This window comes from Streptomyces sp. NBC_00490, from assembly GCF_036013645.1.
GTDB classification, from domain to species: Bacteria; Actinomycetota; Actinomycetes; order Streptomycetales; family Streptomycetaceae; genus Streptomyces; species Streptomyces canus_F.
The window spans coordinates 1,761,275-1,784,670 of sequence record NZ_CP107869.1; the positions used below are offsets into that span (position 1 = coordinate 1,761,275).

The 23,396-nt window shown below is 72.2% G+C and carries 21 protein-coding genes; 13 read left to right on the plus strand and 8 right to left on the minus strand.

Annotated features, from left to right (window positions below; translation table 11 throughout):
- Positions 1 to 3: 3 nt before the first annotated feature.
- Genes panD through OG381_RS07915 form a run of 4 tightly spaced genes read right to left on the minus strand, consistent with a single transcriptional unit; the run spans position 4 to position 3,937 of the window.
- A complete protein-coding gene (gene panD, locus OG381_RS07900) occupies positions 4 to 426 on the minus strand; it encodes an aspartate 1-decarboxylase (protein WP_327722418.1) in 423 nt (140 codons plus the stop codon).
- Between the two features lie 41 nt (positions 427 to 467).
- The gene (locus tag OG381_RS07905) at positions 468 to 1,280 is read right to left on the minus strand and encodes an alpha/beta fold hydrolase (protein ID WP_327715394.1); all 813 of its coding nucleotides are present in this window, start codon (positions 1,278 to 1,280) and stop codon (positions 468 to 470) included.
- A gap of 54 nt (positions 1,281 to 1,334) precedes the next feature.
- Positions 1,335 to 2,636 (minus strand): enterobactin transporter EntS, encoded by a 1,302-nt coding sequence (gene entS, locus OG381_RS07910; protein WP_327715395.1) that lies wholly within the window; start codon positions 2,634 to 2,636, stop codon positions 1,335 to 1,337.
- An 8-nt stretch (positions 2,637 to 2,644) separates the two neighbouring features.
- Positions 2,645 to 3,937 carry a salicylate synthase gene (locus OG381_RS07915; protein WP_327715396.1) on the minus strand — a complete coding sequence of 431 codons (1,293 nt, stop codon included), beginning with the start codon at positions 3,935 to 3,937 and terminating at the stop codon, positions 2,645 to 2,647.
- A gap of 223 nt (positions 3,938 to 4,160) precedes the next feature.
- On the opposite strand from OG381_RS07915, the gene OG381_RS07920 reads away from it, so the two are divergent.
- Genes OG381_RS07920 through OG381_RS07930 form a run of 3 tightly spaced genes read left to right on the plus strand, consistent with a single transcriptional unit; the run spans position 4,161 to position 7,880 of the window.
- A complete protein-coding gene (locus OG381_RS07920) occupies positions 4,161 to 5,789 on the plus strand; it encodes a (2,3-dihydroxybenzoyl)adenylate synthase (protein WP_327715397.1) in 1,629 nt (542 codons plus the stop codon).
- Positions 5,779 to 6,825 (plus strand): FecCD family ABC transporter permease, encoded by a 1,047-nt coding sequence (locus OG381_RS07925; protein WP_327715398.1) that lies wholly within the window; start codon positions 5,779 to 5,781, stop codon positions 6,823 to 6,825. The genes OG381_RS07920 and OG381_RS07925 overlap by 11 nt, the downstream gene beginning before the upstream one ends.
- Positions 6,822 to 7,880 (plus strand): FecCD family ABC transporter permease, encoded by a 1,059-nt coding sequence (locus OG381_RS07930; protein WP_327715399.1) that lies wholly within the window; start codon positions 6,822 to 6,824, stop codon positions 7,878 to 7,880. The genes OG381_RS07925 and OG381_RS07930 overlap by 4 nt, the downstream gene beginning before the upstream one ends.
- 1 nt (position 7,881) lies before the next feature.
- On the opposite strand, the gene OG381_RS07935 is transcribed toward OG381_RS07930, so the two are convergent.
- Entirely contained in the window at positions 7,882 to 8,817 is a 936-nt protein-coding gene (locus OG381_RS07935; protein ID WP_327715400.1) for a hypothetical protein, read from the minus strand.
- Between the two features lie 176 nt (positions 8,818 to 8,993).
- Here OG381_RS07935 and OG381_RS07940 point away from each other — a divergent pair, with 176 nt between their 5' ends.
- Positions 8,994 to 11,240: a heavy metal translocating P-type ATPase gene (locus tag OG381_RS07940; protein ID WP_327715401.1), complete on the plus strand. Its 2,247-nt coding sequence runs from the start codon at positions 8,994 to 8,996 to the stop codon at positions 11,238 to 11,240.
- Positions 11,241 to 11,283: 43 nt separating this feature from the next.
- Here OG381_RS07940 and OG381_RS07945 read toward each other — a convergent pair whose 3' ends face one another.
- A complete protein-coding gene (locus tag OG381_RS07945; protein ID WP_327715402.1) occupies positions 11,284 to 11,979 on the minus strand; it encodes a type 1 glutamine amidotransferase domain-containing protein in 696 nt (231 codons plus the stop codon).
- Between the two features lie 50 nt (positions 11,980 to 12,029).
- Here OG381_RS07945 and OG381_RS07950 point away from each other — a divergent pair, with 50 nt between their 5' ends.
- Positions 12,030 to 12,959 (plus strand): LysR family transcriptional regulator, encoded by a 930-nt coding sequence (locus tag OG381_RS07950; protein ID WP_327715403.1) that lies wholly within the window; start codon positions 12,030 to 12,032, stop codon positions 12,957 to 12,959.
- Here OG381_RS07950 and OG381_RS07955 read toward each other — a convergent pair whose 3' ends face one another.
- Complete coding sequence (locus OG381_RS07955; RefSeq protein WP_327715404.1) at positions 12,960 to 13,922, minus strand: zinc metalloprotease; 963 nt, start codon at positions 13,920 to 13,922, stop codon at positions 12,960 to 12,962.
- Positions 13,923 to 14,103: 181 nt separating this feature from the next.
- On the opposite strand from OG381_RS07955, the gene OG381_RS07960 reads away from it, so the two are divergent.
- The gene (locus OG381_RS07960) at positions 14,104 to 14,421 is read left to right on the plus strand and encodes a hypothetical protein (protein ID WP_327715405.1); all 318 of its coding nucleotides are present in this window, start codon (positions 14,104 to 14,106) and stop codon (positions 14,419 to 14,421) included.
- Between the two features lie 25 nt (positions 14,422 to 14,446).
- Here the strand turns inward: OG381_RS07960 and OG381_RS07965 are convergent, their stop codons facing one another.
- Positions 14,447 to 16,528, minus strand: a complete 2,082-nt coding sequence (locus OG381_RS07965; protein ID WP_327715406.1) for an ATP-binding SpoIIE family protein phosphatase — start codon at positions 16,526 to 16,528, stop codon at positions 14,447 to 14,449.
- 341 nt (positions 16,529 to 16,869) lie between these two features.
- Between OG381_RS07965 and OG381_RS07970 the strand changes: the two genes are divergently transcribed.
- The 7 genes from OG381_RS07970 to OG381_RS08000 all read left to right on the plus strand — a co-directional run bounded on the left by OG381_RS07970 (position 16,870) and on the right by OG381_RS08000 (position 23,392).
- Complete coding sequence (locus OG381_RS07970; RefSeq protein ID WP_327715407.1) at positions 16,870 to 17,193, plus strand: hypothetical protein; 324 nt, start codon at positions 16,870 to 16,872, stop codon at positions 17,191 to 17,193.
- A gap of 81 nt (positions 17,194 to 17,274) precedes the next feature.
- On the plus strand, positions 17,275 to 17,805 hold the full coding sequence (locus OG381_RS07975; RefSeq protein WP_327715408.1) for a DUF2269 domain-containing protein: 531 nt from the start codon (positions 17,275 to 17,277) through the stop codon (positions 17,803 to 17,805).
- Positions 17,806 to 17,859: 54 nt separating this feature from the next.
- Positions 17,860 to 19,023 (plus strand): acyl-CoA dehydrogenase family protein, encoded by a 1,164-nt coding sequence (locus OG381_RS07980; RefSeq protein WP_327715409.1) that lies wholly within the window; start codon positions 17,860 to 17,862, stop codon positions 19,021 to 19,023.
- Positions 19,024 to 19,128: 105 nt separating this feature from the next.
- Entirely contained in the window at positions 19,129 to 19,815 is a 687-nt protein-coding gene (locus tag OG381_RS07985; protein WP_327715410.1) for a response regulator transcription factor, read from the plus strand.
- Positions 19,816 to 19,932: 117 nt separating this feature from the next.
- Complete coding sequence (locus OG381_RS07990; protein ID WP_443061882.1) at positions 19,933 to 21,030, plus strand: acyltransferase family protein; 1,098 nt, start codon at positions 19,933 to 19,935, stop codon at positions 21,028 to 21,030.
- 536 nt (positions 21,031 to 21,566) lie between these two features.
- On the plus strand, positions 21,567 to 22,622 hold the full coding sequence (locus tag OG381_RS07995; RefSeq protein ID WP_327715412.1) for a FecCD family ABC transporter permease: 1,056 nt from the start codon (positions 21,567 to 21,569) through the stop codon (positions 22,620 to 22,622).
- 2 nt (positions 22,623 to 22,624) lie between these two features.
- Positions 22,625 to 23,392 carry an ABC transporter ATP-binding protein gene (locus tag OG381_RS08000; RefSeq protein WP_327715413.1) on the plus strand — a complete coding sequence of 256 codons (768 nt, stop codon included), beginning with the start codon at positions 22,625 to 22,627 and terminating at the stop codon, positions 23,390 to 23,392.
- Positions 23,393 to 23,396: the final 4 nt, after the last annotated feature.

Sequence of the window (23,396 nt, forward strand, 5' to 3'; positions counted from 1 at the left end):
GGCTCAGTTCCTCTCCTGCGCGGTTCCGGCGTACTGGTCCTTCGCCCCGGGCACCGGCTCGGCCGGGTCGGCGCCCAGGGCAACGATGCGGTTGGCCCGGTCGACGTGGACGACCCGGGGCTGGTGCGCCGCCCGTTCGGACTCGTCGAGTTCGGCGAAAGACATGATGATCACGAGGTGCCCGGGGTGGATGAGGTGGGCGGCGGCGCCGTTGACCCCGATGACACCGCTGCCGCGTTCGCCCGCGATGGCGTACGTGGTGAGGCGGGCGCCGTTGTCGATGTCCACGACCTGTACCGCTTCGCCCTCGACGATGTCGGAGGCGTCCAGCAGGTTCTGATCGATCGTCAGGGAGCCGACGTAGTGCAGATCGGCCTGGGTGACGGTGGCTCGATGGATCTTTCCGTTGAGCAGGGTGCGTCGCACCATGACCCCCAGAGTAGATACTTAGGTGAGGCTAACCTAAATCAACATCGTCGGGTGCGGAAGAAGTCGAGAAGCACGCGGTTCACCTCGTCCGGCCGCTCCAGATAGCCGTAGTGGCCGCAGTCCTTGATCTCCTGGTAGACGGCGCCGGGGACGGCGTCCGCGACCTCGCGGCTCAGATGCGGTGGCAGGATCACGTCGTCGGCGAACCCGACGACCAGGCAGGCCACGGTGATGGCCCGATAGGCGGCGAGCCGGCCGTCAGGGACCTGGAGGTCCAACTGGGCCCGTGTGCCCGGCCCGTGGACCGGCGGGGCGAACTCGAAGATCTCCAGCCAGTCCTGCGCCCGGAGTTCGTCGTCCAGGGTGGCAGGCGAGAGGTTCTGGAGCGCTCGCACCCAGGCCGCGTAGGCCGGGGGCAGGACGACTCCGCTGTCGTACAGGGTGCGTTCGGCGCGGGCCATGGCGGTGCGCAGGGCGTCGGTGCGGCCACGGGTGGCCATCAGGACGCCCTGGCGCACGAGTTCGGGCCTGGCGAGCATCAGTTCCTGGACGACGTACGCGCCCATGGAGACGCCGACGACACGGCACGGGGCGAGGCCGAGGTGCTCGATCAGGCCCGCCGTGTCGGCGACCAGGTCGTCGATCGTGAAGCCCTCGGGGCACTCGTCGCTCGGCGGGATGCCCCGGTTGTCGAAGGTGACGACCCGGTGACCGGCGGCCACGAGGGCGGGCACCTGGTGGAGGTGCCAGCCGCGGCCCGCGGCGCCCTGGCCCATCACCAGGACGACCGGTTCACCGTGGCCGCTGTCCTCGTAGTGCAGCCGGACTCCGTCGATCTGCGCACTCGGCATGGCTCCCCCAGCGGCTCCTGCGGTCCCTGCGGTTCCTGCGGCTCTGGTGGTGCCCTACGACGGCTTGTCGGTCGGTCTGGTGACGGCCTCCACCGCCGCCTTCTCCCCCTCTTGCGCCGACGGCCCGTGCAGGGTCGCCTTCCGCAGGTCCGGCATGGCCACAGCGAGCGTCGCCACACCGGCGAGGCAGATGACCCCGCCGAGCGCCGCGGCACCGCCCGAGGATCCGAGCGCCCGCGCCACCAGGCCCGCCTCCAGGTTGCCGACGGAGGGGCCGGCGGTGGCCTGAGCGAGCCACAGGCTGCCGACCCGGCCCTGCAGACGGTCAGGGGTGTAGTGCTGGAGCAGGGCCCGGCGCAGGATCTCGGAGGCGGTGTCACCGAGCCCTGCCAGGGCCAGGAAGGTCAGCCCCAGCCACAGGTCGGAGCTCAGGCCGAAGCAGGCGATCCCCGCGCCCCACACCGCCACCGCGCCGATCAGCGCCCGGCCGGTGTGATGGACGCGCCCGGTCCAGCCGCTGGTCAGCGCGCCGAAGAAGGAGCCGACCGCGGGGGCGGTGTAGAGCAGTCCGACGGTGGTGTCGCCGCCGCCGAAGTGCTCGGTGCCCATTTCCGGGAAGAGCGCGTACGGCATCGCGAAGACCACCGCGCACACGTCGATGAGCAGCAGTCCGGTCACGACCCGGTTGCCGCGCAGGAAGCGCCAGCCCTCCCCCATGGCCTTCAGCGGATGCTGCGCCTCCCCCGAGCTCTCGGGCGGCAGCGGAGGCAGCGGGGCCAGGAGCAGCAGGCCCACGACGTACACGGCCGCGTCGATGCCGAAGCACCAGGCCACGCCCGGGCCGGCCGCGATGACGCCGGCCAATGACGGGCCGGCCATGCCGCCGAGTTGGGCGGTGAGGGTGGTCAGCGCGCCCGCCGCCGCGAGCTGGCCGGGGGCGACCAGGGTCGGGGTGGCCGCCATCATGGCCGGTCCGCCGAGGCCGCTGACGCCGCCCGCGAGGACGGCCGCGACGAAGACGAACCAGACCTGCGGGTCGGGCAGGGCCGCGTTGACCGCGAGCGCCGCGATCACCACCGCGGTGATCGCCCGGGTGACGAGCACGACCCGGCGCCGGTCGACCCGGTCGGCGAGCACCCCGCCCGCGACCAGTCCGACCAGCAGGGACAGGCCCAACACCAGGCTCATCAGCCCGACTTGGACCGATGACCCGGTCAGGTGGTAGATCTGCAGGCTCGCCGCCACCGAGGTGAGGTGGGTGCCGAGCATGGAGATCGCCTGGGTGGCGAACACCAGCCGGAAGTCCCTGCTGGAGCGCAGGGGCGTGACGTCGACGACGACTTCTCCGAGACGCACCGGGTTTCCTAACCCTGGAGGGACGGCGCGACGACCCGCGCCGGTTGCGCGGGGACGACGTAGGGGGCGACGCTGCGCAGTTTCTCGCAGGTCTCCTCCAGCTCCCGTTCGGGAGTGGACCCGGAGAGGATGCCGGCGCCGGCCCGCAGCCAGGTGCGCCCGCCCTCCTCGAAGAGGCTGCGCAGCACCAGGGCCGCGTCGAGGCCTCCGTCGCTTGCCGCCATCAGCACCGCGCCACTGTAGATCCCGCGGCGCTCCCGCTCGAGACGGGTGATGCAGTCGTACGCCGGACCCTTGGGGATGCCGGAGGCGGTGACCGCCGGGAAGACCGCCCGGAGCACGTCCCAGGCGCTCGCGTGCTCGGCCAGCTCTCCGTGCACACTGGACCCGAGGTGCTGGACGCTGCCGCGCTGCCGCACGCTCAGCAGGTCACGGACCAGGACCGAGCCGGGCCGGCACACGGTGGCCATCTCCTCCTCGGCCAGTTTGACGGAGAGCACGTGCTCGGAGATCTCCTTGGGATCGGCGAGGAGTTCGGCGCGCAGCCGCTCGTCCTCCCGCGCGCCGAGACCGCGGGCGCGGGTGCCGGCCAGGGGCTGGGTGACGACGTGGCCGTCCGCGTCGACCTCGGCGACGGTCTCGGGGCTGAATCCGACGACGCGTCGGCCGCCGAGGTTCAACAGGTAGGAGCGCGCGGGGGTGTTGTGGGTGCGGCCGTGGACGTAGGTGGCGACGAAGTCGACCGGGAAGGGGATCGTGAGGGTCCTGGAGAGGATGACCTTCTGGAGTTCGCTGGTGCGGATCTCCTCCAGTGCCTCCGACACCATCTCCGGGTAGCCACTGCCGGTGCCGGAGACCTCGATGGGCCGGGGTTCGGCGGTGCGGGGGACGGTGGGCTCGGACAGCAGGGCCACCAGGGAGTCGAGGGTCTCCTGGTCGGTGCTGCGCACCTGGGCGCCGTTCTGACGCAGCCTCACTTCGCTGTGCGGGACGACGAGATGGAGCAGCCGGTCGTCGCCGGCACGGTCCGGGCGGTCGGTGTGAAGGTGGGAGAACTCGAAGGCCATCCAGCCGTAGGCATGCCATCCGGCCACGTCCATGGCCGCCAACCGTTCCTCCACTTGGCGCAGCGGATGCGCTCCGAGCGGGGTCACCGTCTCGTCGGTCAGCCATCTGGCGCGGATCTCGGACCGGTCGACCACGATCTCGCCGAGCGCTCCTCCGGCGAACCAGCAGTCGCCCTCCCGCTCGTACACGACGTACTGGTCGAACAGTCCCGACTCGGCCAGTCTCGCGGCCAACAGAACGGGATCTCCCGGCAGTTCCGTCTCCGCGCTCCGGTAACGCAGCAACGAGCCACCTCCATTGACTTAGGTTAACCTAACCTAAGTCAACCCTAGACTCCGCATCGGAGACACGTCCAGAGCGCCCCACCCCCGCACACCCCTCCCGATCCCGCATCCAGGCTTGACCCTGATCGCTCATTAGGCAAGCCTTTCCTAAACAGGCAGGCGGGAGTTGAGCATGCTCGACGGTTGGGTGCGCTGGCCGGAGCCGCTGGCGCGGCGGTATCGGACCGAGGGGTACTGGGTGGGCCGGCCACTGGACCGGCTGCTGCGGGACCGGGCCCGGCAGGCTCCGGAACGGATCGCGCTCGTGGACGCCGAGGGGAACCGCTGGACGTACGCGGAGCTCGATCTGCGCGCCGACCGCACGGCGGCGGGGCTGCGGAGGGCCGGCATCGGCAGCGGTGACCGGGTCGTCGTCCAACTCCCCAACACGGACGCCTTCGTGGTGTTGTTCTTCGGGCTGCTGCGGGCCGGTGCCGTGCCGGTGCTGACGCTCCCCGCGCACCGGGAGAGCGAACTCGTCCATGTCGCCGAGACGGCCGGCGCGATCGCCCTGGCGATCCCCGACACGCTCGACGGCTTCGACCACCGCCCGCTCGCCAGGGCTGTGCGCAAGGCGGTGCCGAGCGTCGAGCACGTCCTGGTGGCCGGTGACCCCGCCGAGTTCACCGCGCTCGCCGACGTGGACGCCGAGCCGGTGCCGCTGCCCGAACCGGACCCCGGTGACGTGGCGGTACTGCTGCTGTCCGGCGGCACGACCGGTAAGCCGAAGCTCATCCCGCGCACCCACGACGACTACACGTACAACGTCCGTGCGAGCGCCCAGCTCTGCGGTCTCGACGAGTCCACCGTCTGTCTGGTGGTCCTGCCGACCGCGCACAACTTCGCGCTGGCCTGCCCCGGTCTGCTCGGCACCCTGATGGCCGGCGGCACCGTGGTGCTCTCCCCCACCCCCAGCCCCGACGACGCGTTCGCGCTGATCGAGCGGGAGAAGGTCACCATCACGGCCGTGGTCCCGCCCATCGCCCTGCTGTGGCTGGACGCGGTGGAGTGGGAGGACGCCGATCTGTCCTCCCTCGCCCTGCTCCAGGTCGGCGGCTCCAAACTGGGCGCCGAACCGGCGGCCCGGGTCGAACCCGCGCTCGGCTGCAGGCTCCAGCAGGTCTTCGGCATGGCCGAGGGACTACTCAACTACACCCGCCTGGACGATCCCGCGGAGCTGGTGATCGGCACCCAGGGGCGGCCGTTGTCCCCTGCCGACGAGATCAGGGTGGTCGACGAGGACGGACACGACGTGGCGCCGGGCGGGACCGGGGAGTTGCTCACCCGCGGGCCGTACACGCTGCGCGGCTACTACCGGGCCGCCGAACACAACGCCCGGTCCTTCACCGACGACGGCTTCTACCGCACCGGCGATCTCGTCAGGGTGCTGCCCACCGGCCATCTGGTCGTCGAGGGCCGGGCCAAGGACCAGATCAACCGGGGCGGCGACAAGATCTCCGCCGAGGAGCTGGAGAACCACATCCTCGCCCACCCCGCGGTGCACGACGCCGCCGTGGTCGGCATGCCCGACGAGACGATGGGCGAGCGCACCTGCGCCTACCTCGTCCCCCGCGGACCGGCCCCGACCCAGCGGGAACTGGCCGCCTTCCTCACCGAACGCGGCGTCGCCGCCTACAAGTTGCCCGACCGCGTCGAACCTACCGACGCGTTCCCCCGTACCTCCGTGGGAAAGATCGACAAGAAGGCGCTCGGCCGTCGCATCGCCGAGCGGCTGCGCGCGGAGGGAAGCGTTGGCAACTGAGTCCGCCACGGCGGCACTTGGCCGAAAGCCCCCCCGGCGCCGGAACTCCACCCGCACGCTCGCGGTCCTCGGCGCCCTGCTCCTGCTGCTCGCGGCCGTCCTGCTCAGCCTGGCGGTCGGCTCGCGCTCGCTGCCGCTGTCCACGGTCGTCGACGCGCTGCTCCACGACGACGGCTCGACCGCGAGCTCGGTGATCTGGGACGTACGGGTGCCCCGAACCCTGGCCGGCATCGCCGCCGGGGCCGCGCTCGGGGTCGCGGGGGCGCTCATCCAGGCGCTGACCCGCAATCCGCTGGCCGACCCCGGGCTGCTCGGCATCAACGCCGGGGCCGCCGCCGGGGTGGTGGTGTCCCTCACGGTGCTGGGGCTGACCAGCCTGTGGGCCTCGGTGTGGTTCGCGATGGCGGGGGCGGTGGTGGCGGGGCTGCTGGTGTACACGCTGGCCTCGGGCGGACGGGCCGGCGCCACCCCCGAGCGGCTGGCACTGGGGGGCGCGGTGATCGCCGCCGTGTTCACCGGCATCGGCCAGACCCTGATGCTGCTCGACGCCCAGGCCCTGGACCAACTGCGGTTCTGGAGCGTGGGTTCGCTCGCCCGGGCCGGCAGCGAGACCCTGACGACCATCGCGCCGTTCGTCGGCGTGGGCCTGCTGCTCGCGCTCTGTCTCGTCCGGCCGCTCAACGCGCTGGCCCTCGGCGAGGACGGCGCCCGCGCCCTGGGCGCCCATGTGGACCGGACCCGGTTCGTCGGCCTGCTCGCGGTGACGCTGCTGTGCGGGGCGGCGACCGCCGCCGTCGGTCCGCTGGTCTTCGTCGGGCTCGCCGTGCCGCACATGGCCCGGATGATCGCCGGGGCGGACCAGCGCTGGACCCTGCCGCTGTCGATGCTGCTCGCCCCGGCCCTGCTGCTCCTCGCCGATGTGCTGGGCCGGGTCGTGGTCCGCCCCGACGAGCTCGACGCGGGTGTGGTCACCGCGGTGATCGGCGCGCCGGTGTTCATCGCGCTCGTACGCCACCGCCGGGTGGTGGGCGTATGACCACGCAGACTGCCCCCGCGCGCAGCCATGTGGTCCGCGGCCGGTCCCACCGGTTCTCCCTGCGGGTGGACGTCCGGGTGGTGACGGTCTGCGCGCTGGTGCTGGCCGCCACCGCGGGCGTCGGTGTCCTCGCGCTCGGCACCGGGGAGTACACGATCTCCCCGGCGGACGTCGTACGCACCCTGCTGGGCAACGGAAGCCGGCGGACGGACTTCGTCGTCAACGAGCTACGACTGCCCCGGCTGCTCACCGGCGTCCTCGTCGGTGCCGCGCTCGGGCTGAGCGGGGCGCTGTTCCAGAGCCTGACCCGCAATCCGCTGGGCAGCCCGGACATCGTCGGCTTCACCTACGGCTCGGCCACCGGCGGCCTTCTGGTCGTCCTGCTCGTCGGCGGTACCGGCGGCCAGGTCGCGGCCGGTGCGGTCGGCGGCGGCCTCGCGACCGCGATCCTGGTGTACGTCCTCGCCTGGCGGCACGGCATCCACGGCTACCGGCTCGTGCTGGTCGGCATCGGCGTCAGTGCCCTGCTCCAGGGCGTCAACGCCTATCTGCTCGCCAAGGCCCGCTTCACCCAGGCCGCGCAGGCGATGGTGTGGCTCAACGGCAGCCTCAACGGGCGGGGTTGGCAGGACGTCCGGCCGGCCGCCCTCGGACTGCTCGTCGTACTGCCCCTGGTCGCGCTCGCCGCGAGCCGGCTGAAGATTCTGGAGATGGGCGACGACGTGGCGGGCGGTCTCGGGGTGCCCGTCCAGCGCACCCGGCTGCTGATCCTCGTCCTCGCCACGGCGGCCTGCGCGGTGGCCACCGCCGCGGCCGGCCCGATCCCCTTCGTCGCCCTCATCGCACCGCAGCTGGCCCGGCGCCTCACCCGAGCGCCGGGCCCCAACCTCCTGGCCGCCACCTGTACCGGCGCCTTCCTCGTGGTCGCCGCGGACTTCGCGTCCCAGCGGATCCACGAGACGGCCCAGCTGCCGGTGGGGGTGGTCACGGCGGTGGCAGGCGGGCTGTATCTGGGGCTGCTGCTGCGCAGGCAGCGCCGGTTGGGCCGGATCTGAGTCAGTGGCCGTGGCCGCCCTCGTCGGTATGCGTACCGGCCTGCGCTCCGGTCCTGACCGTGAACGCCACCGTGTGCACCTGGCCTTCGTGCTTGAAGTCCAGGAACAGGCGGTACGCGCCCTCGCTCGGCGCCGTGGCGGTGAAGGAGATGCCCGGACCGGACTGGGTCTTCCCGTCGCCCGGTTCACCGTTGGGGTGGACATGGAGGTAGGCGAGGTCGCCGGAGCGCAGGGCGACGAGGTGGCCGTAGGCGCCGAGGTAGGGCTGGAGGTCGGTGACGGGCCTGCCGTCACGGGAGACCGTCAGCTTGACCTCGCTCTCGCCGCCCGGGCGCAGGCCGCCGCTCAGCTCGACCTCGTAGCCGTCCGTCTCGGCCGTGGCGTCCGGCGCCGGAAGCCGCCGCGGCGCGTAGGAGCCCGAGGCCGCCAGGTCCGCGCCGAGGGCGAGGTTCTCGGCGCCCTTCTTCGCCGGGGTGAAGTCGGCGAAGACGCGGTAGCCGCCGGCGCGGGGCAGCTCGACCGGGATGCTCCAGGTGCCGTCGGCGGCGCGGGTGGGGTGCAGATGGCGGTAGGTGACCAGGTCGCGTGAGGCGACGATGAGGTGGAGTTCCTTCTCGTGCTCACGCCGGTACGCGGTGACGGCACGGCCGCTCGCGTCGCGGACGGCGAACCGCAGCTCGGCTCGCTGCCCGGCGGCGACGCTCGGGGTCTTCAGGTCGAGGGTGTAGCCGCCTTCGGAGATCTGCAGTCCCCCGAGCGCGTGGCCTGCACCGCCGCCAGCGGGACCACCTCCGTCCGGCGACTCTTCGTGACTTTCATGGCTCGCGGGCGCACTCTCCGTGACGGCCGGGTCGATGGCCCTGCCCACGCCGTACGCGGTGCCGAACGTCGCGGCCAGCGCCGCCGCGAACGCGGAGATCTTGAGTCCTGCGTGCATGACGAGCTCCTGGAGAACACGGCCTCCCGCTTGGGATACGAGGCCTCGATGCAGCCGACAATACCCCTAGGGGGTATGAAGTCAACTCCTGGAACCACTTGCCTTTGATACCCCCCATGGGTATACAGGAGTCCGTGCCGCAGATACCCCCGCCCCGTATTCACCAAGGAGTAGCGATGACCACCACCGCGACCGGAGCCCCTGCCGAGGTAGAGCTCGCCATCGGCGGCATGACCTGTGCCTCGTGCGCCGCGCGCATCGAGAAGAAGCTGAACCGCATGGCCGGGGTGACCGCGACCGTCAACTACGCCACCGAGAAGGCGAAGGTCAGCTACGGCGGCGAGGTCAGCGTGCGGGACCTCATAGCGACCGTCGAGAAGACCGGGTACACCGCACAGGAACCCGTACCGGAGGAACCCTCGGACGAACCGGTGGACCACGAACTCCGGTCACTGCGCGAGCGGTTGGTCACCGCGACCCTTCTCGCCCTCCCCGTTGTCGCGATGGCCATGATCCCGGCGCTGCAGTTCGAGTACTGGCAGTGGCTCTCGCTGACCCTCGCCGCGCCCGTGGTGACGTACGCCGCATGGCCCTTCCACAAGGCGGCGTTCACCAACGCGCGGCACGGCGCGGCGACGATGGACACGCTGATCTCGGTCGGCACGCTGGCCGCGTTCGGCTGGTCGCTGTGGGCGCTGTTCCTCGGTACCGCGGGGACGCCTGGCATGACGCACCCCTTCGAGTTGACGATCGCTCGCGGTGACGGTGCCGGGAACATCTACCTGGAGGCCGCCGCGGGTGTCACCGCCTTCATCCTGGCCGGTCGGTACTTCGAGGCACGGTCCAAGCGGAAGGCGGGCGCGGCGCTGCGGGCGCTGCTGGAACTGGGCGCGAAGGACGTCACCGTGCTGCGCGCCGACGGCAGTGAACAGACGGTTCCGGTGGGCGAGTTGACGGTCGGCACCCGTTTCGTCGTCCGTCCGGGTGAGAAGATCGCGACCGACGGGACGGTGGTCGAGGGCTCGTCGGCGGTGGACGCGTCGATGCTGACCGGCGAGTCCGTGCCGGTGGAGGTCGCCCAGGGTGACGCGGTCGCCGGTGCCACGGTCAACGTCGGCGGCCGGCTCGTCGTCGAGGCGACCCGGGTCGGCTCGGACACACAGCTGGCGCGGATGGCGAAGCTGGTGGAGGACGCGCAGAACGGGAAGGCCGCGGCCCAGCGGCTGGCGGACCGGATCTCCGCCGTGTTCGTGCCGATCGTGATCGCCCTCGCGCTGGGCACCCTGGGCTTCTGGGTCGGCAACGGGGCCGGTCTGACGGCCGCCTTCACCGCCGCGGTCGCCGTGCTGATCATCGCCTGCCCGTGCGCCCTGGGGCTGGCGACGCCGACCGCGCTGCTGGTGGGCACGGGGCGCGGCGCGCAGCTCGGGATCCTCATCAAGGGCCCGGAGGTCCTGGAGTCCACGCGCAAGGTCGACACCGTCGTCCTCGACAAGACGGGCACGGTCACCACGGGCCGGATGACGCTGCTGGCCGTGCACACCGCGGACGGTACGGAGGAGGCCGAAGTCCTGCGGCTGGCGGGCGCGTTGGAGCACGCCTCGGAGCATCCGATCGCCCGGGCGGTGGCCGACGGGGCGCTGGAGAAGCTGGGGCCGTTGCCCACGCCCGAGGACTTCGCGAACGTGCCGGGGCTCGGGGTGCAGGGCATCGTCGAGGGCCACGCGGTGCTCGTCGGCCGGGAGCGGCTGCTGGCCGAGTGGGCGATGGAACTGCCCGTGGAGCTGGCCCGGTTGAAGGCGCAGGCCGAGGCGTCCGGTCGTACGGTCGTCGCGGTCGCCTGGGACGGCGAGGCGCGGGCGGTCCTCGAGGTGGCCGACGCGGTGAAGGAGACCAGCGCGGAGGCGATCACGCGGCTGCGGGCGCTCGGTCTGACCCCGATCCTGCTGACCGGTGACAACGAGGCGGTGGCGCGGGCCGTGGCCCGCGAGGTCGGAATCGCGCCGCAGGACGTGATCGCCGAGGTGCTGCCGCAGGACAAGGTCGATGTCGTCAAGCGGCTTCAGGGCCAGGGCCGTTCGGTCGCGATGGTCGGCGACGGCGTCAACGACGCGGCCGCGCTCGCCCAGGCGGACCTGGGGCTGGCCATGGGCACGGGCACGGACGCGGCGATCGAGGCCGGTGACCTGACCCTGGTCCGCGGCGACCTGCGCGCGGCGGCAGACGCGATCCGGCTCGCCCGCCGGACCCTCGGCACGATCCGGTCCAACCTGTTCTGGGCGTTCGCCTACAACGTGGCCGCGCTGCCGCTGGCCGCGGCGGGCCTGCTGAACCCGATGCTGGCCGGGGCCGCGATGGCGTTCTCGTCGGTGTTCGTGGTGGGGAACTCGCTGCGGCTGCGGTCGTTCAAGGCGGCCGAGTGAGCGGAGTGCCGGACCACCGCGGTGGTCCGGCACTCCGGTGAGCTCAGCCCAGCTTCTTCAGGAGCTCCACGGCCAGCGGGGCCGAGGACGCCGGGTTCTGGCCGGTGACCAGGTTGCGGTCGACCACGACGTTCGGCACCCACGGCTCGCCCACCTGGACCTGGACACCGGCCTCGGTCAGCCGGTCCTGGAGGAGCCACTTGGCCTTGTCGGCGAAGCCGGCCTGCGTCTCCTCGGCGTTGGTGAAGGCGGCGATCCGGTACCCGGCGAAGGAGTTGGCTCCGTCGGACTTGACCGCGGCGAGCAGCGCGGCCGGGGCGTGGCAGACGACGCCGAGCGGCTTGCCGGACTCCAGGGCGCTGGTGAGCAGTTCACCGGAGTCGGTGTTGACCGCGAGGTCCTCCATGGGGCCGTGGCCACCGGGGTAGAAGACGGCGGCGTAGTCGTCCAGGTGCACGTCCTCCAGGCGGATCGGGTTCTGGAGCTCGGTCGCCGCGGCGATGACGCCCGCGATCCGGTCGGCGTTCTCCTGGCCGCCGTTGACCTCGGCGGCCAGGCTGCCCTTGTCGACGGTGGGGACGACGCCTCCGGGGGTGGCCACGGTGATCTCGTGACCGGCGGCCTTGAAGGCCTCGTAGGGGGCCACGGCCTCCTCGCCCCAGAAGCCGGTGGGGTGCTGCGTGCCGTCGGCCAGCGTCCAGTGGTCGACGCCGGTGATTACGAAGAGGATCTTTGCCATGCTCCGACGGTAAGTCGATCCACCCATAAGAATCCAATAGGCTCACGTATGTGAGAGATAGGGAATCCAATCACCACTCGGTCGCGGCACCGCTGGACCTGAATCTGCTCCGCACGTTCCTGACCGTGTACCGCACCGGTTCCTTCACCGCCGCCGCCCGGCTCCTCGGCCTGTCCCAGCCCACGGTCACCACCCAGATCCGCGCCCTGGAGCGGCAACTGGGCCGCGAGCTGTTCGAGCGGATGGCCCGCGGTGTCGCGCCCAGGCCGTACGCGGACGAGCTCGCCGCCCGGATCACCGAGCCCCTGGACTCGCTCGCCACGGCCACGGGAGCGGACGACGCCCCGGCCGAGCCCGTGCACCTCGCCGGTCCGGCCGAGTTCCTCACCGTCTCCGTCCTGCCCGGTATCGCGCCGCTGGTGGAGGCGGGCGTACGGCTGCGCGTGACCCCGGGGCTGACCGAGCCGCTCCTGGAGGATCTGCGCGCGGGCCGCCACGACCTGGTGATCGCCACGTTCCGGCCGCGCGGGCGCACCCTGACCTCGGTGGCCCTCAACGACGAGGAGTTCGTGCTGGTCGCCGCCCCCGGGCGGGCGGAGCGGATCGGCTCCGCGGCCCGGATCGCGGCGGAGGGGGCGGCCGCGCTGCACGGCGTCCCCCTGGTCGCGTACGCCGAGGACCTGCCCATCGTGCGCCGCTACTGGCGGCATGTCTTCGGCAAGCGGCTGGCGCGTGACCCCGCGGTCACGATGCCCGACCTGAACGCGGTGAAGGCGGCAGTCGTGGGCGGGGCGGGGTTCTCGGTGCTCCCCCGCTATCTGTGCGCGGCCGAGCTGGCCTCGGGCGCGCTCGTCCTGCTCCACGATCCGGACGACCCGCCCATCAACACCGGCTTCCTCGTGCAGCGCCCGGGCGCCTCGGGCAATCCTCATGTGGCCCTGGTCCGCGATCATCTGCTGCGGGCCACCCGGGACCGGTGACTACGCGTCCTCCTGAAGGAACGACGAGCGCGGGCCCTCCAGGGTGGCGTCCATGCGGGCCGCCTGCCCCTGGGTGAACATGAACATGGCCACGTCGTCGGTGTAGTCCATGTAGTTCACGAACATGTCGCCGTCGGGGGCGTTGTTGCACGTCACATGGGGGAACGTGGGCCTGCCGAAATTGGGGCCGCCCGCGTTGGGGGTGTCCGCGACGAAGTCGCTGCCGCTGCAGCCCTGACCGTCGTCGCCCCAGATGTGGAAGAGGTTGAGCCAGTGACCCACCTCGTGGGTGGCGGTGCGGCCGAGGTCGAACGGGGGCGACGCGGTGCCCGTCGTACCGACGAAGCTGTGGGCGATGACAACTCCGTCGGTGGCGGCGGCGCCACCCGGGAACTGGGCGTAGCCGAGGATCTCCCCGACCTGGGGGTCGAAGAGGCGCGGCGCCACCCAGAAGTTGAGGTACCGGTCGGCGGGCCAGGCGTCCTGTCCACCGCCCGCCGTGAACTTGATCGCGTCGTCCATCCCGAACGTGTCCGTCGCGGTCTGCGTGCGGGTGATACCGGTGGTGGGCGCCCCCTCGGGATCCTGGTCCGCGAGCCGGAACTCGATGCGACAGTCGGCGACGAGGTCCTTCCACACGATGGGCACCTGCCCGGCGTCCGGATTGCGCATCCGGTAGTCCTGGTTGAGGACGTCGATCTGGCTGGTGATCTGGTCGTCGCCGATGTTCTGCTCGGGGCTGTGGTGGATGACATGCACCACGACGGGGATCACCGTCACCCCGGTGCGGGCCGGGGTCCGCAGGCCCCGTTCGAAGGCGAAGGCCCGGTTCTCCACCGCGTCCCGCGCGACGGCGTACGAGGGGTCCTCGGTCAGCAGCCGCCGGTGCACCGGCATGGTGCCGCAGACACGGTGTGCGGGGGTGGGGGTGGGGGTGGTCTCGTCGGTCTCGTTCTCGGGCACGCTGCACCGCCTGGAGATGGCCGCACCGGGATCGGCGCGGAGGTGAGGGTGGAGCGGGCCCGTTGAGGTTTACCGTAGGGCGACGGAACGGACACGGTAAGCAGAATCGCAAATTCCGCCGTAAGTACGGCGTTGCCTTCCGTATCGGTTCAACCTGCCACAGATCAGGAGGTGCCCGGCCATGAGCAGTCCGCCGCCGGAACTGATCGGAACATGGGTGCACGCGTACGAGGAGGACTCCCCCGGCGTCACGGTGTACCGCCCGGCGGGCTATCCGCTGCCACCCGCACGCGGCCGCCGGGGACTGGAGTTCGCCGCGGACGGCACCTTCACCGACCGCCCCCTCGGCCGCGCCGACGCACCCGGGCGACGCACCGGCCGCTGGGCGACGGCGGACGCACAGGGGCATCGACTCGCGCTCAGCGTCCCCGGCGCGGACCGCCAGTTGGAGGTCCTGTACGTCGACGATCAGGTGCTGAAGGTGCGGGCCCCCGACTGATCATGGCCGCGGGGCGAGCGGGCGTTCACTCCGGCGCGGTGACCGTCAGCAACGTCTGGAGCGCCTCGTCGGACTCGTTGAGCTCGGCCCAGACCGTCTTGCCGTGGGAGGCGTGGCGGGTGCCCCAGTGCTCGGCGAGCTGGGCGACCAGGAACAGTCCGCGGCCGCCCTCGTCGAAGGTACGGGCCCGGCGCAGGTGCGGGGTGGTGCCCCCGGCGTCGGAGACCTCGCACAGCAGGCCCCGGTCGTGGATGAGGCGCAGCTGGATGGGGGGCCGGCCGTGGCGGATGGCGTTGGTGACCAGTTCGCTGACGACCAGTTCGGTGCTGAAGTCGAGTTCCTCCAGGCCCCAGATCCGCAACTGCCGGGCGACGTTCGCGCGGGCCCGGCCGACGGCGGCGGGGTCGGCCTCCAGATCCCAGGTGGCGACCTGACGGACGCCCAGGGCGTGGGTGCGGGCGAGGAGCAGGGCGACGTCGTCGTCCGGGCGGTTCGGCAGCAGGGCCTCCAGGACGGAGTCGCAGGCGGCTTCCAGGGAGGGGCCGGCCCCGGCGAGGGCGCCGCGCAGCAGGGCGAGGCCCGCCTCGACGTCGTGGTCGCGGGCCTCGATCAGTCCGTCGGTGTAGAGGGCCAGGAGGCTGCCCTCGGCCAGGTCGACCTCCGCCACCTCGAAGGGCAGGCCGCCCAGTCCCAGCGGCGGGCCCGGCGGCAGGTCGAGGAGGTCGACGGTGCCGTCGCGGGTCACCAGGATCGGCAGCACATGGCCCGCGCGGGCCAGGGTGCAGCGGCGGGAGACGGGGTCGTAGACGGCGTAGAGGCAGGTCGCGCCGATGTCGCCGGCGGGCTCGCCGTCCGAGTCTTCGGCGGCCTCGGCGGACAGGCGCAGGACGATGTCGTCGAGGTGGGTGAGGAGTTCGTCGGGTGGCAGGTCGAAGTCGGCGAGGGTGCGTACGGCGGTGCGCAGCCGGCCCATGGTGGCGGCGGCGTGGATGCCGTGGCCGACGACGTCGCCCACCACCAGCGCGACCCGGGCGCCGGAGAGCGGGATGACGTCGTACCAGTCGCCGCCCACGCCGACCCGGTCACCGGCGGGCAGATAGCGGCAGGCGACCTCGACGGCGGACTGCTGCGGCATGTGCTGCTGGAGCAGGCTGCGCTGGAGGGTGAGGGCGGTGGCGCGGGCGTGGGTGTAGCGGCGGGCGTTGTCGACGGCGACCGCGGCCCGCGCGGCGATCTCCTGGGCGAGCAGCAGGTCCTCGTCGTCGTAGGGGTCGGCGGTGTCGTGACGGACGAACTGGGCGACGCCGAGGGTCGTGCCGCGGGCGCGCAGCGGCACGACCAGGGTCGAACGGTCCCCGGAGGGCTCTCCGGTGGCCAGGGCCCGGGCCGGTGGCGATCCGTCCGGGTAGGTGTGGAGCCGCGGTTCCCGCGCGGGCGGTCGCTGGGCGATCCGGCGCAGGACGGGCGGGTCCGCCGTCGGCATGTCGTGTCCGTACAGGACGGAGTCGAGCAGGTCCACGGTCACGCGGTCGGCGAAGTGCTCGACGGCGAGGTCGGCCAGTTCCTGGGTGGTGCGGGTGATGTCCAGCGTGGTCCCGATGCGCAGGCCCGCCTCGTTGACCAGGCAGAGCCGTGCCCGCAGCCGGTGTTCCCGCTCCTCCTGGTAGGCCAGGACGCCGTACTCGGACGTGCGGTCCACATAGCCGGTCGCCGTCGCCAGCAGCCCACGGGTCGCGGCGCTGAGCAGTTCGGTGTCGTCGGTGAGCCGCGGCAGCTCCCGGAGCAGCCGGTCCAGGACGACGCCCTGTCCGAGGCGGAAGGCCCGCAGCAGTGCGCTGACGGGGATGCCGTGCCGGGCGAGCCGGCGGGCCCGCTCGATCTCCGCGGCCGGCGGTTCGACGCGGCTCGGCCCGACTCCGTGCTGGAGAACGTCCAGTACGGCGACGACGTGGCGGGCGATGTTCGCCGAGGCCATGGCCTCGGGGTCGTCCCACAGCTCGGGGACCTCGTCGCGCAGACACTCCTCGACATCGCGGATCAGCCCGTCCGCCGCCCGGCTCAGTGCGTGCGCGGCCCGGGACACCAGACGGTCCGCGGTGGCGTCCACTCTTACGACGGTACGCCGCTCGTCGTCGTGTGGGGCCGCTTCCGGGCCGGAGTGCGGGATTCCGTGATAGGGACTCTGCAGCTGGGGTGATCGACAGTGGGGGGACCGTGTTGGGCAGGGTTTCGGCGGCTGTGGTGGTCGTCTGCGTGCTGACGCTGGCGGGCTGCACTTTCGAGGGCGGCGGGAGTACGGCTGCCGAGGCGACGGGGGCCGAGGCGAGCGCCGCGTCCACGCCCCCTTCGTCGTCCGCGCCGGCGAGCACGACTCCGAGTGCAAGCGCGGGGTCGAGTGCACGCCCGTCCCCGACGCCGGTGCCCGTCAGGAGCCCGGGGCAGACGCTGGTGTCCCTGAAGATCAGCGGCGGTTTCGCCGGGGTCGGCCAGTCGGTGGTCCTGCGCGGCGACGGCACCGTGCACGCCCGGGACGACCGCAAGGGCTCGGTGGTGCACCGGACGACCGCGGCCGAGTTCGGGAAGCTGCGCCTGCTCCTCGGCGATCCGGCGCTGGACGACGTTTCGGACGTCACGATGAACATGAGCGCCGCGGACCTCTTCCAGTACGAGGTCCGCTTCGAGGGCCGCACCGTCCGCACGGACCGCTCCGCCGAGCAGCCGCCCCTCGACGCGCTCATCAGCGCCCTGCGCGCGTATCTGCCGAAGGGCTGAGCACCGTACTCCGAGGCAAGTACGCGCGGTTACTCCCGCCGTCAGACGCCCCGGGAGCCCCGGCCCGGCACCGTGGGCCGGGTGAAACTGACACGTCCCGCCCGCCGGGCCTCCCTCGTCGTCCATGTCACCGCCTCCGCCGGCTGGCTCGGGCTCACACTCGGGCTGCTGGCGCTGGGGATCACCGCGGCCACCACCGGGTCGGCGGTGACCGTCGAAGCATCCGTCCGGACCATGAAGCTGTTCGCGGACTGGCTGCTCCTCCCACTCGCGTTCCTCACGCTCCTGAGCGGCCTGTTGCTCTCGCTGGGCACCCCGTGGGGTCTGGCGCGGCATCGCTGGGTCTGGACGAAGTTCTGGCTGACCCTCGCCACGACCACCGCGACGGTCTTCGCGCTGCGCCCCGCGGTGAACTCCGCGGTCGCGGCCGTCGCCGCGGGCGGCCCGCTGCCCGACGCCGGCGACGTGCTGTTCGGGCCGATCGTGTCCCTGTCCGCCTACGTCTTCATGACGGTGATCTCGGTCCTCAAGCCCTGGGGCCCCACCCGACGCGGCCGCAGGTTCCGGGCGGCCTCCTCCGGCCGCGCGAAGATCCCAACTCCCGTTGCCTGACGCGGCATTGACGATGCGGCCGCTTCGCGTCACGGTGGGCACCGGAGGTCGCCCATGCCAGCACCCCGTTCCGACGCGGACCTCGTCGCGCGTGTCCACGCGCTCCGGCCGTTGATCAGCGAGCACGCGCTGCGCACCGAGGAGCAGAGGAGGGTGACCGCCGAGGTCGTCGCGGCGTTGACGGACGCCGGGGTGTACCGAATGAACGTGCCCCGAAGGTACGGCGGTTATCAGACGCGGCCGCGTACCCAGGTGGACGCGCTGGCGGAGGTCGCCGCCGCGTGCGGTTCGGCCGGGTTCACGGCACTGATCCAGGCCGGCTGCGCCTTCATCGCCGCGCTCTTTCCCGACGAGGCGCAGGACGAGATCTTCACCAGCCCCGACGTGAAAGTCGGCGGGACCCTCGTCCCGGACGCCACGGCGGTCGCGACGGACGAGGGTTATGTCGTCAACGGCACCTCGGGCTTCGCCACCGGCTGCCAGGACGCCGACTGGCATCTGCTGACGGCGCGGGTCGAGTCCGGTGAGGGGCCGCCCGAGGTGCTGTGGACCGCCGTACCCATGGCGGAGCTGGAGGTTCTCGACGACTGGTACGTCTCCGGGCTCGCCGGGAGCGGCAGCAACAGTGTCGTGGCGCGGGACGTCGTCGTGCCCGCGCACCGGGTCCTGCCCGTCGGGCCGCTGCTGGCGGGCGAGTTCCCCTCGAAGGCCAACGCCGACGACCCCTTCTACCGCATGCCCGTACTGCTGATGTTCTGCGTCTGGACCGCGTCCCACGCGCTCGGGGTGGCCCGGGGCGCCCTGGCGGAGTTCACCGAGCGCATCCATCGGCGGGGCATCACGTACACGTTCCACCGGCGGCAGTACGAGGCCGCCGTCACCCATCTTCAGTCGGCCGAGGCGGCGATGAAGGTCTCCTGCGCCGAGCTACTGACGGGCGACCTCGTGGCCCGGATCGAGGCCGGTGAGCCGTACACGACCGAGGAGCGGGCGAAGATCCGCGCGCAGACGGGCTATGCGGCGCGGCTGGCCAAGGAGGCCGTGGATCTCGTCGCCTCCGCCTCCGGGGCCTCGTCCCTGGATCGGAAGATGCCGATCCAGCGGGCCGTACGGGATGTGCAGGCGCTGAATCTGCATTCCTTCGTCAATCCGGCGACCAACCTGGAGCTGTACGGCCGGGTCCTGGCCGGGCTGGACCCGGGCACGCCGTTCCTCTGAGCCAAGGGGGTGATCGAGACCACAAAAGGAACGGCGCCGTTTCGATGCCGGCGGGGTATTCTGAGGCCCAGGTGAACGAAACGGTTTCGTTTAGAAGGAGCCGGCATGACCTCCGTACTCATCGCCAGCGATCAATCCCTCCAACGGCACGGCCTGCGCATCCTGCTGGCCGCCGTGCCCGATCTGACCGTTGCCGGTGAAGCCCGCAACGGAACCGAGGCGGTCCGGCTGGCCGCCGTGCTCCGCCCCGACGTCGTCCTGCTGGACGGCCGTATCCATGAGACGGAAGGCACCGAGGTCATCCGCCGGATCACCCGGCCCCCGGCCCTCGCCGTGACGACCCAGCCCGCCGACCCGGCACGCGTCCTGGTCCTGACTCCCACCGGCGACGAGGGCCACGCCTACGCCGCCCTGCGCGCCGGAGCCGGCGGCTTCCTCCCCCAGGACGCCACCCCCGACGAGCTGATCGCCGCCATCCGCGTCGTGGCCACCGGCGACTCGGTCATCACCCCCCATCTGACCCGCGCCCTCATCGACACGGTCCGCCAGTTGCAGCCCCTCGGCCCCACCGCGTCGGGCGTGGGGCTCGACACCTTCACCCAGCGGGAGCGCGACGTCCTGACCGCCGTCGCCTCCGGCTGGTCGAACGCCGAGATCGCCGCGCGGCTGTCCATCGCGCCGACCACCGTCAAATCGCATGTCAGCCACATCCTCGCCAAGATCGGCGGACGCGCCCGCGTCCAGGCGGTGGCCTTCGCCTACGAGTCCGGGCTGGTGCGTCCGGCGGCCTGAGAGGTTTGCCGCGCCGAGAAGTGGTCAGGCGCGTGGGATGTCCCAGGTACTCATCCCAGCAGCCCCTTCCGTCAGACACGTATCGGCCGGCTTCCTGCGCGGTGCGCAGGGGGCGGTGTGGTGAGCGCGCCCACGGACGTTCCACCCAGGACACCCCGGCAGGACCCGGCGCCGCGGACCGAGCCGGTGAAGCAGCGGGACGCGTTCTTCGACAACGCCAAGTACCTGGCGATCGTGCTGGTGGCGACGGGACACGCCTGGGAGCCGCTGCGCGACGGCAGCAGGGCCGTCTCCGCGCTCTACATGCTCGTCTACGCCTTCCACATGCCCGCGTTCATCGTGATCGCCGGCTACTTCTCCCGGAGTTTCGACGCGAGCCCGCAGCGGCTCAGGCGGCTGGTGACCGGGGTCGCCGTCCCCTACGTCGTCTTCGAGACGGCGTACACCTTCTACACCCGGTGGACCGACGGGGTCCCGGACCGCCCGGTCAGCCTCCAGGAGCCGCTGTATCTGACGTGGTTCCTGGCCGCCCTGTTCATCTGGCGGCTGACGACCCCGGTGTGGCGTTCCGTACGGTGGCCGCTGCCGCTCGCCCTCGCCTTGGCCATGCTGGCGACCACGGCCCCGTCCATCGGCGAGGACTTCGATCTCCAGCGCACCCTTCAGTTCCTGCCGTACTTCGTGCTCGGCCTGTGTCTGAAGCCGGAACACTTCCGGCTGGTCCGGCGCTGGAAGGTGCGGATCGCGGCGGTGCCGGTGTTCGCCGGCGCGCTCGCGGCGGCGTACTGGGCGGTGCCGCGGATGAGCGACGCCTGGTTCTACCACCGCGACAGCGCCCAGGAACTCGGTGCGCCCGCCTGGTACGGCCCGTTCATGACCCTGGTCGTGTTCGCCTGCTCGACGCTGCTGGTGGCCTGCTTCCTCTCCTGGGTGCCCGGGCGGCGGATGTGGTTCACGGCGCTGGGCGCGGGCACGCTGTACGGCTATCTGCTGCACGGCTTCGTCGCCCAGGGCTCCAAGCCCTGGGGCTGGTACGACCCCGCCTGGGTGTACGAGCCGCTCGGCGAGATCGTCGTCACCGTCGTCGCGGCCGCGATCGTGACCGTGCTGTGCACACCGCCCGTGCGCAGGGTGTTCCGGTTCGTCATGGAGCCGGAGCTGAAGTGGGCCTTCCGCGGCGAACGGAACCGGGAGCGTGTCGTCCTGCGCGCCTGAGGCTCAGCGCGGCGCCGGGGTGGTGGTCGGCGAGGACGGCGGCCGGGAGGTGCCCGCGACCGTGGGGGAGGCGGGTCCTCGCCCGCGACCGGGCCGTCGAGCCACAACTCCTTGACCGCGACCGGGCGTTCGAGCACCTTGTCCCGCGCCCGCCACACCCGTCCCATGCCGCCCTGCCCGACCCGCTCCCCCAGCCGGTACCGGCCCCCGACGCGCATGGGTGTTCACCTCCCCGCCCCTCCCATGACAGCACCACCCGACACCGGACAGGCACAACCGCGCCCACCCCCACGGCCGGTCGACACCCCTGTTTGCTACGCTCCCCGAGCCTCCCGCGGGGGAAGTCCGGTGAGAGTCCGGCGCTGACCCGCAACGGTGTGCGCGACCGCCTGTCGCGTGAGCCCGATCGCCCGTGGGTGGCGCGACCCGTTGACTGCTCGCCGAGGACTGCGAGAGGGGACCGCGCGGCCTCGGGGCCGTACGGGCCGGCTCCTTGACGTTCACCAGGCGGCCCCACCCGAAGGACCGCCCCGACCGTGCGCCGAAGTACCGCACCGAGCCGCATACCCCTGCCCCCGTTGGTGATCGGGTCGGCGCTGCTCCTTCTGGTGTCCCTGGTCGGCGGTGTGGGACTGGGGGCAGCCGGGATCGGCTGGGCGGAGGTCTTCCGGTTCCTGTGGGCCGGGCTGAGCGGCGGGACCGTGCACGCCGACGACGTCGCCGCGTACACCATCGTCTGGGAGATCCGGCTGCCGCGGGTCGTGCTCGGTGCCGTCGTCGGGGCGGGGCTCGCGGCCGTCGGGGTGGCAGTGCAGGCGATGGTCCGCAACGCGCTGGCCGACCCCTTCGTGCTCGGCATCTCCTCCGGAGCCGCGGTGGGCGCCAACGCGGTCATCCTGCTCGGCGCGTTCGCCGGGCTCGGGATCTGGGCCCTGTCGGGGGCGGCGTTCGCCTCGGCGCTCGCGGCGATGGTGCTGGTCTACGCCGCGGCCCGGTCCCCGCACGGGCTGACCCCACTGCGGCTGGTTCTCACCGGTACGGCGCTGGCGTACGGCTTCGAGGCGGTCACCACGGTCATGGTGTTCGGCGCGGCGCGCGGTGAGGCGGCCCGGTCGGCGCTGATGTGGCTCCTCGGCAGTCTGGGCGGGGCGACCTGGGCGCAGGTGCCGCTCGTCGCCGTGACCGTGGCGGCCGGGTGGGCGTGGCTGCGGTGGCGGGCCGAGTCGCTCAACGCGCTGGCGATGGGCGACGAGACCTCGGCCGCGCTGGGTGTCCGGCCGGCCTCGCTGCGACGGGAGTTGTTCCTCGTGACCGCCGCGGTGACCGGGACCGTCGTCGCGGTGAGCGGGGCCATCGGGTTCGTCGGGCTGATGGTGCCGCATGTCGTACGGATGCTCGTCGGCGCGGATCACCGGCGGGTGCTGGCCGTGGCGCCGCTCGCCGGGGCCGTCCTGCTGGTGTGGGCGGACGTGCTGTCCCGGCTGCTGCTGGCGCCCGCGGAGCTGCCCGTCGGAGTGATCACCGCCGTGGTGGGCGTGCCCGCCTTCCTGCTGCTGATGCGGCGCGGCGGCTACGCGTTCGGAGGCCGCTGACGATGAGGCTCGACATCGAGGACGTCACGGTCGAGATCGCCGGGGCCCGGATCGTAGACGAGCTCCGACTGGCCGTGGACAGCGGGGCGTTCGTCGGACTCGTCGGCCCCAACGGCAGCGGGAAGTCGACGCTGCTGCGCTGTGTGTACCGAGCGCTGCGGCCCGCCGGGGGCGTGGTCCGGCTCGACGGGGAGGACGTCCACGCGATGCCGGCCCGGGACACCGCCCGGGTACTGGCGGCACTGCCGCAGGAGTCGTCGGCGGAGTTCGACTTCACGGTCGCCGAGGTGGTCGCCATGGGGCGGCTGCCGCACCGGGACCGAACGGCCGCCGCCGACGCGGAGATCTGCGCCGAGGCCATGGGACGCACCGGTGTGGAGCACCTCGCCGAGCGGGGGTTCCTCGCCCTGTCCGGAGGTGAGAAGCAGCGCGTCCTGATCGCGCGCGCCCTCGCCCAGCGGCCCCGGGTGCTCGTCCTCGACGAACCCACCAACCACCTCGACATCGCCCACCAGTTGGATGTGCTGTCCCTGCTGCGCGTCAGCGGCGTGACCGTGCTCGCCGCCCTGCACGACCTCAACCTGGCCGCCGCGCACTGCGATGTGCTGTACGTGATCGCGGGCGGCCGCGTCGTCGCGTCCGGATCACCGCACGACGTGCTCCAACCGGCCCTGCTCGCCGAGGTGTTCGGGGTGCGCGCGCATCCCGTACGGCATCCGGAGACCGGTGCCGTCCAGCTTCTGTTCGACCTGCTTCCGCAGAAACCGTGAGGAC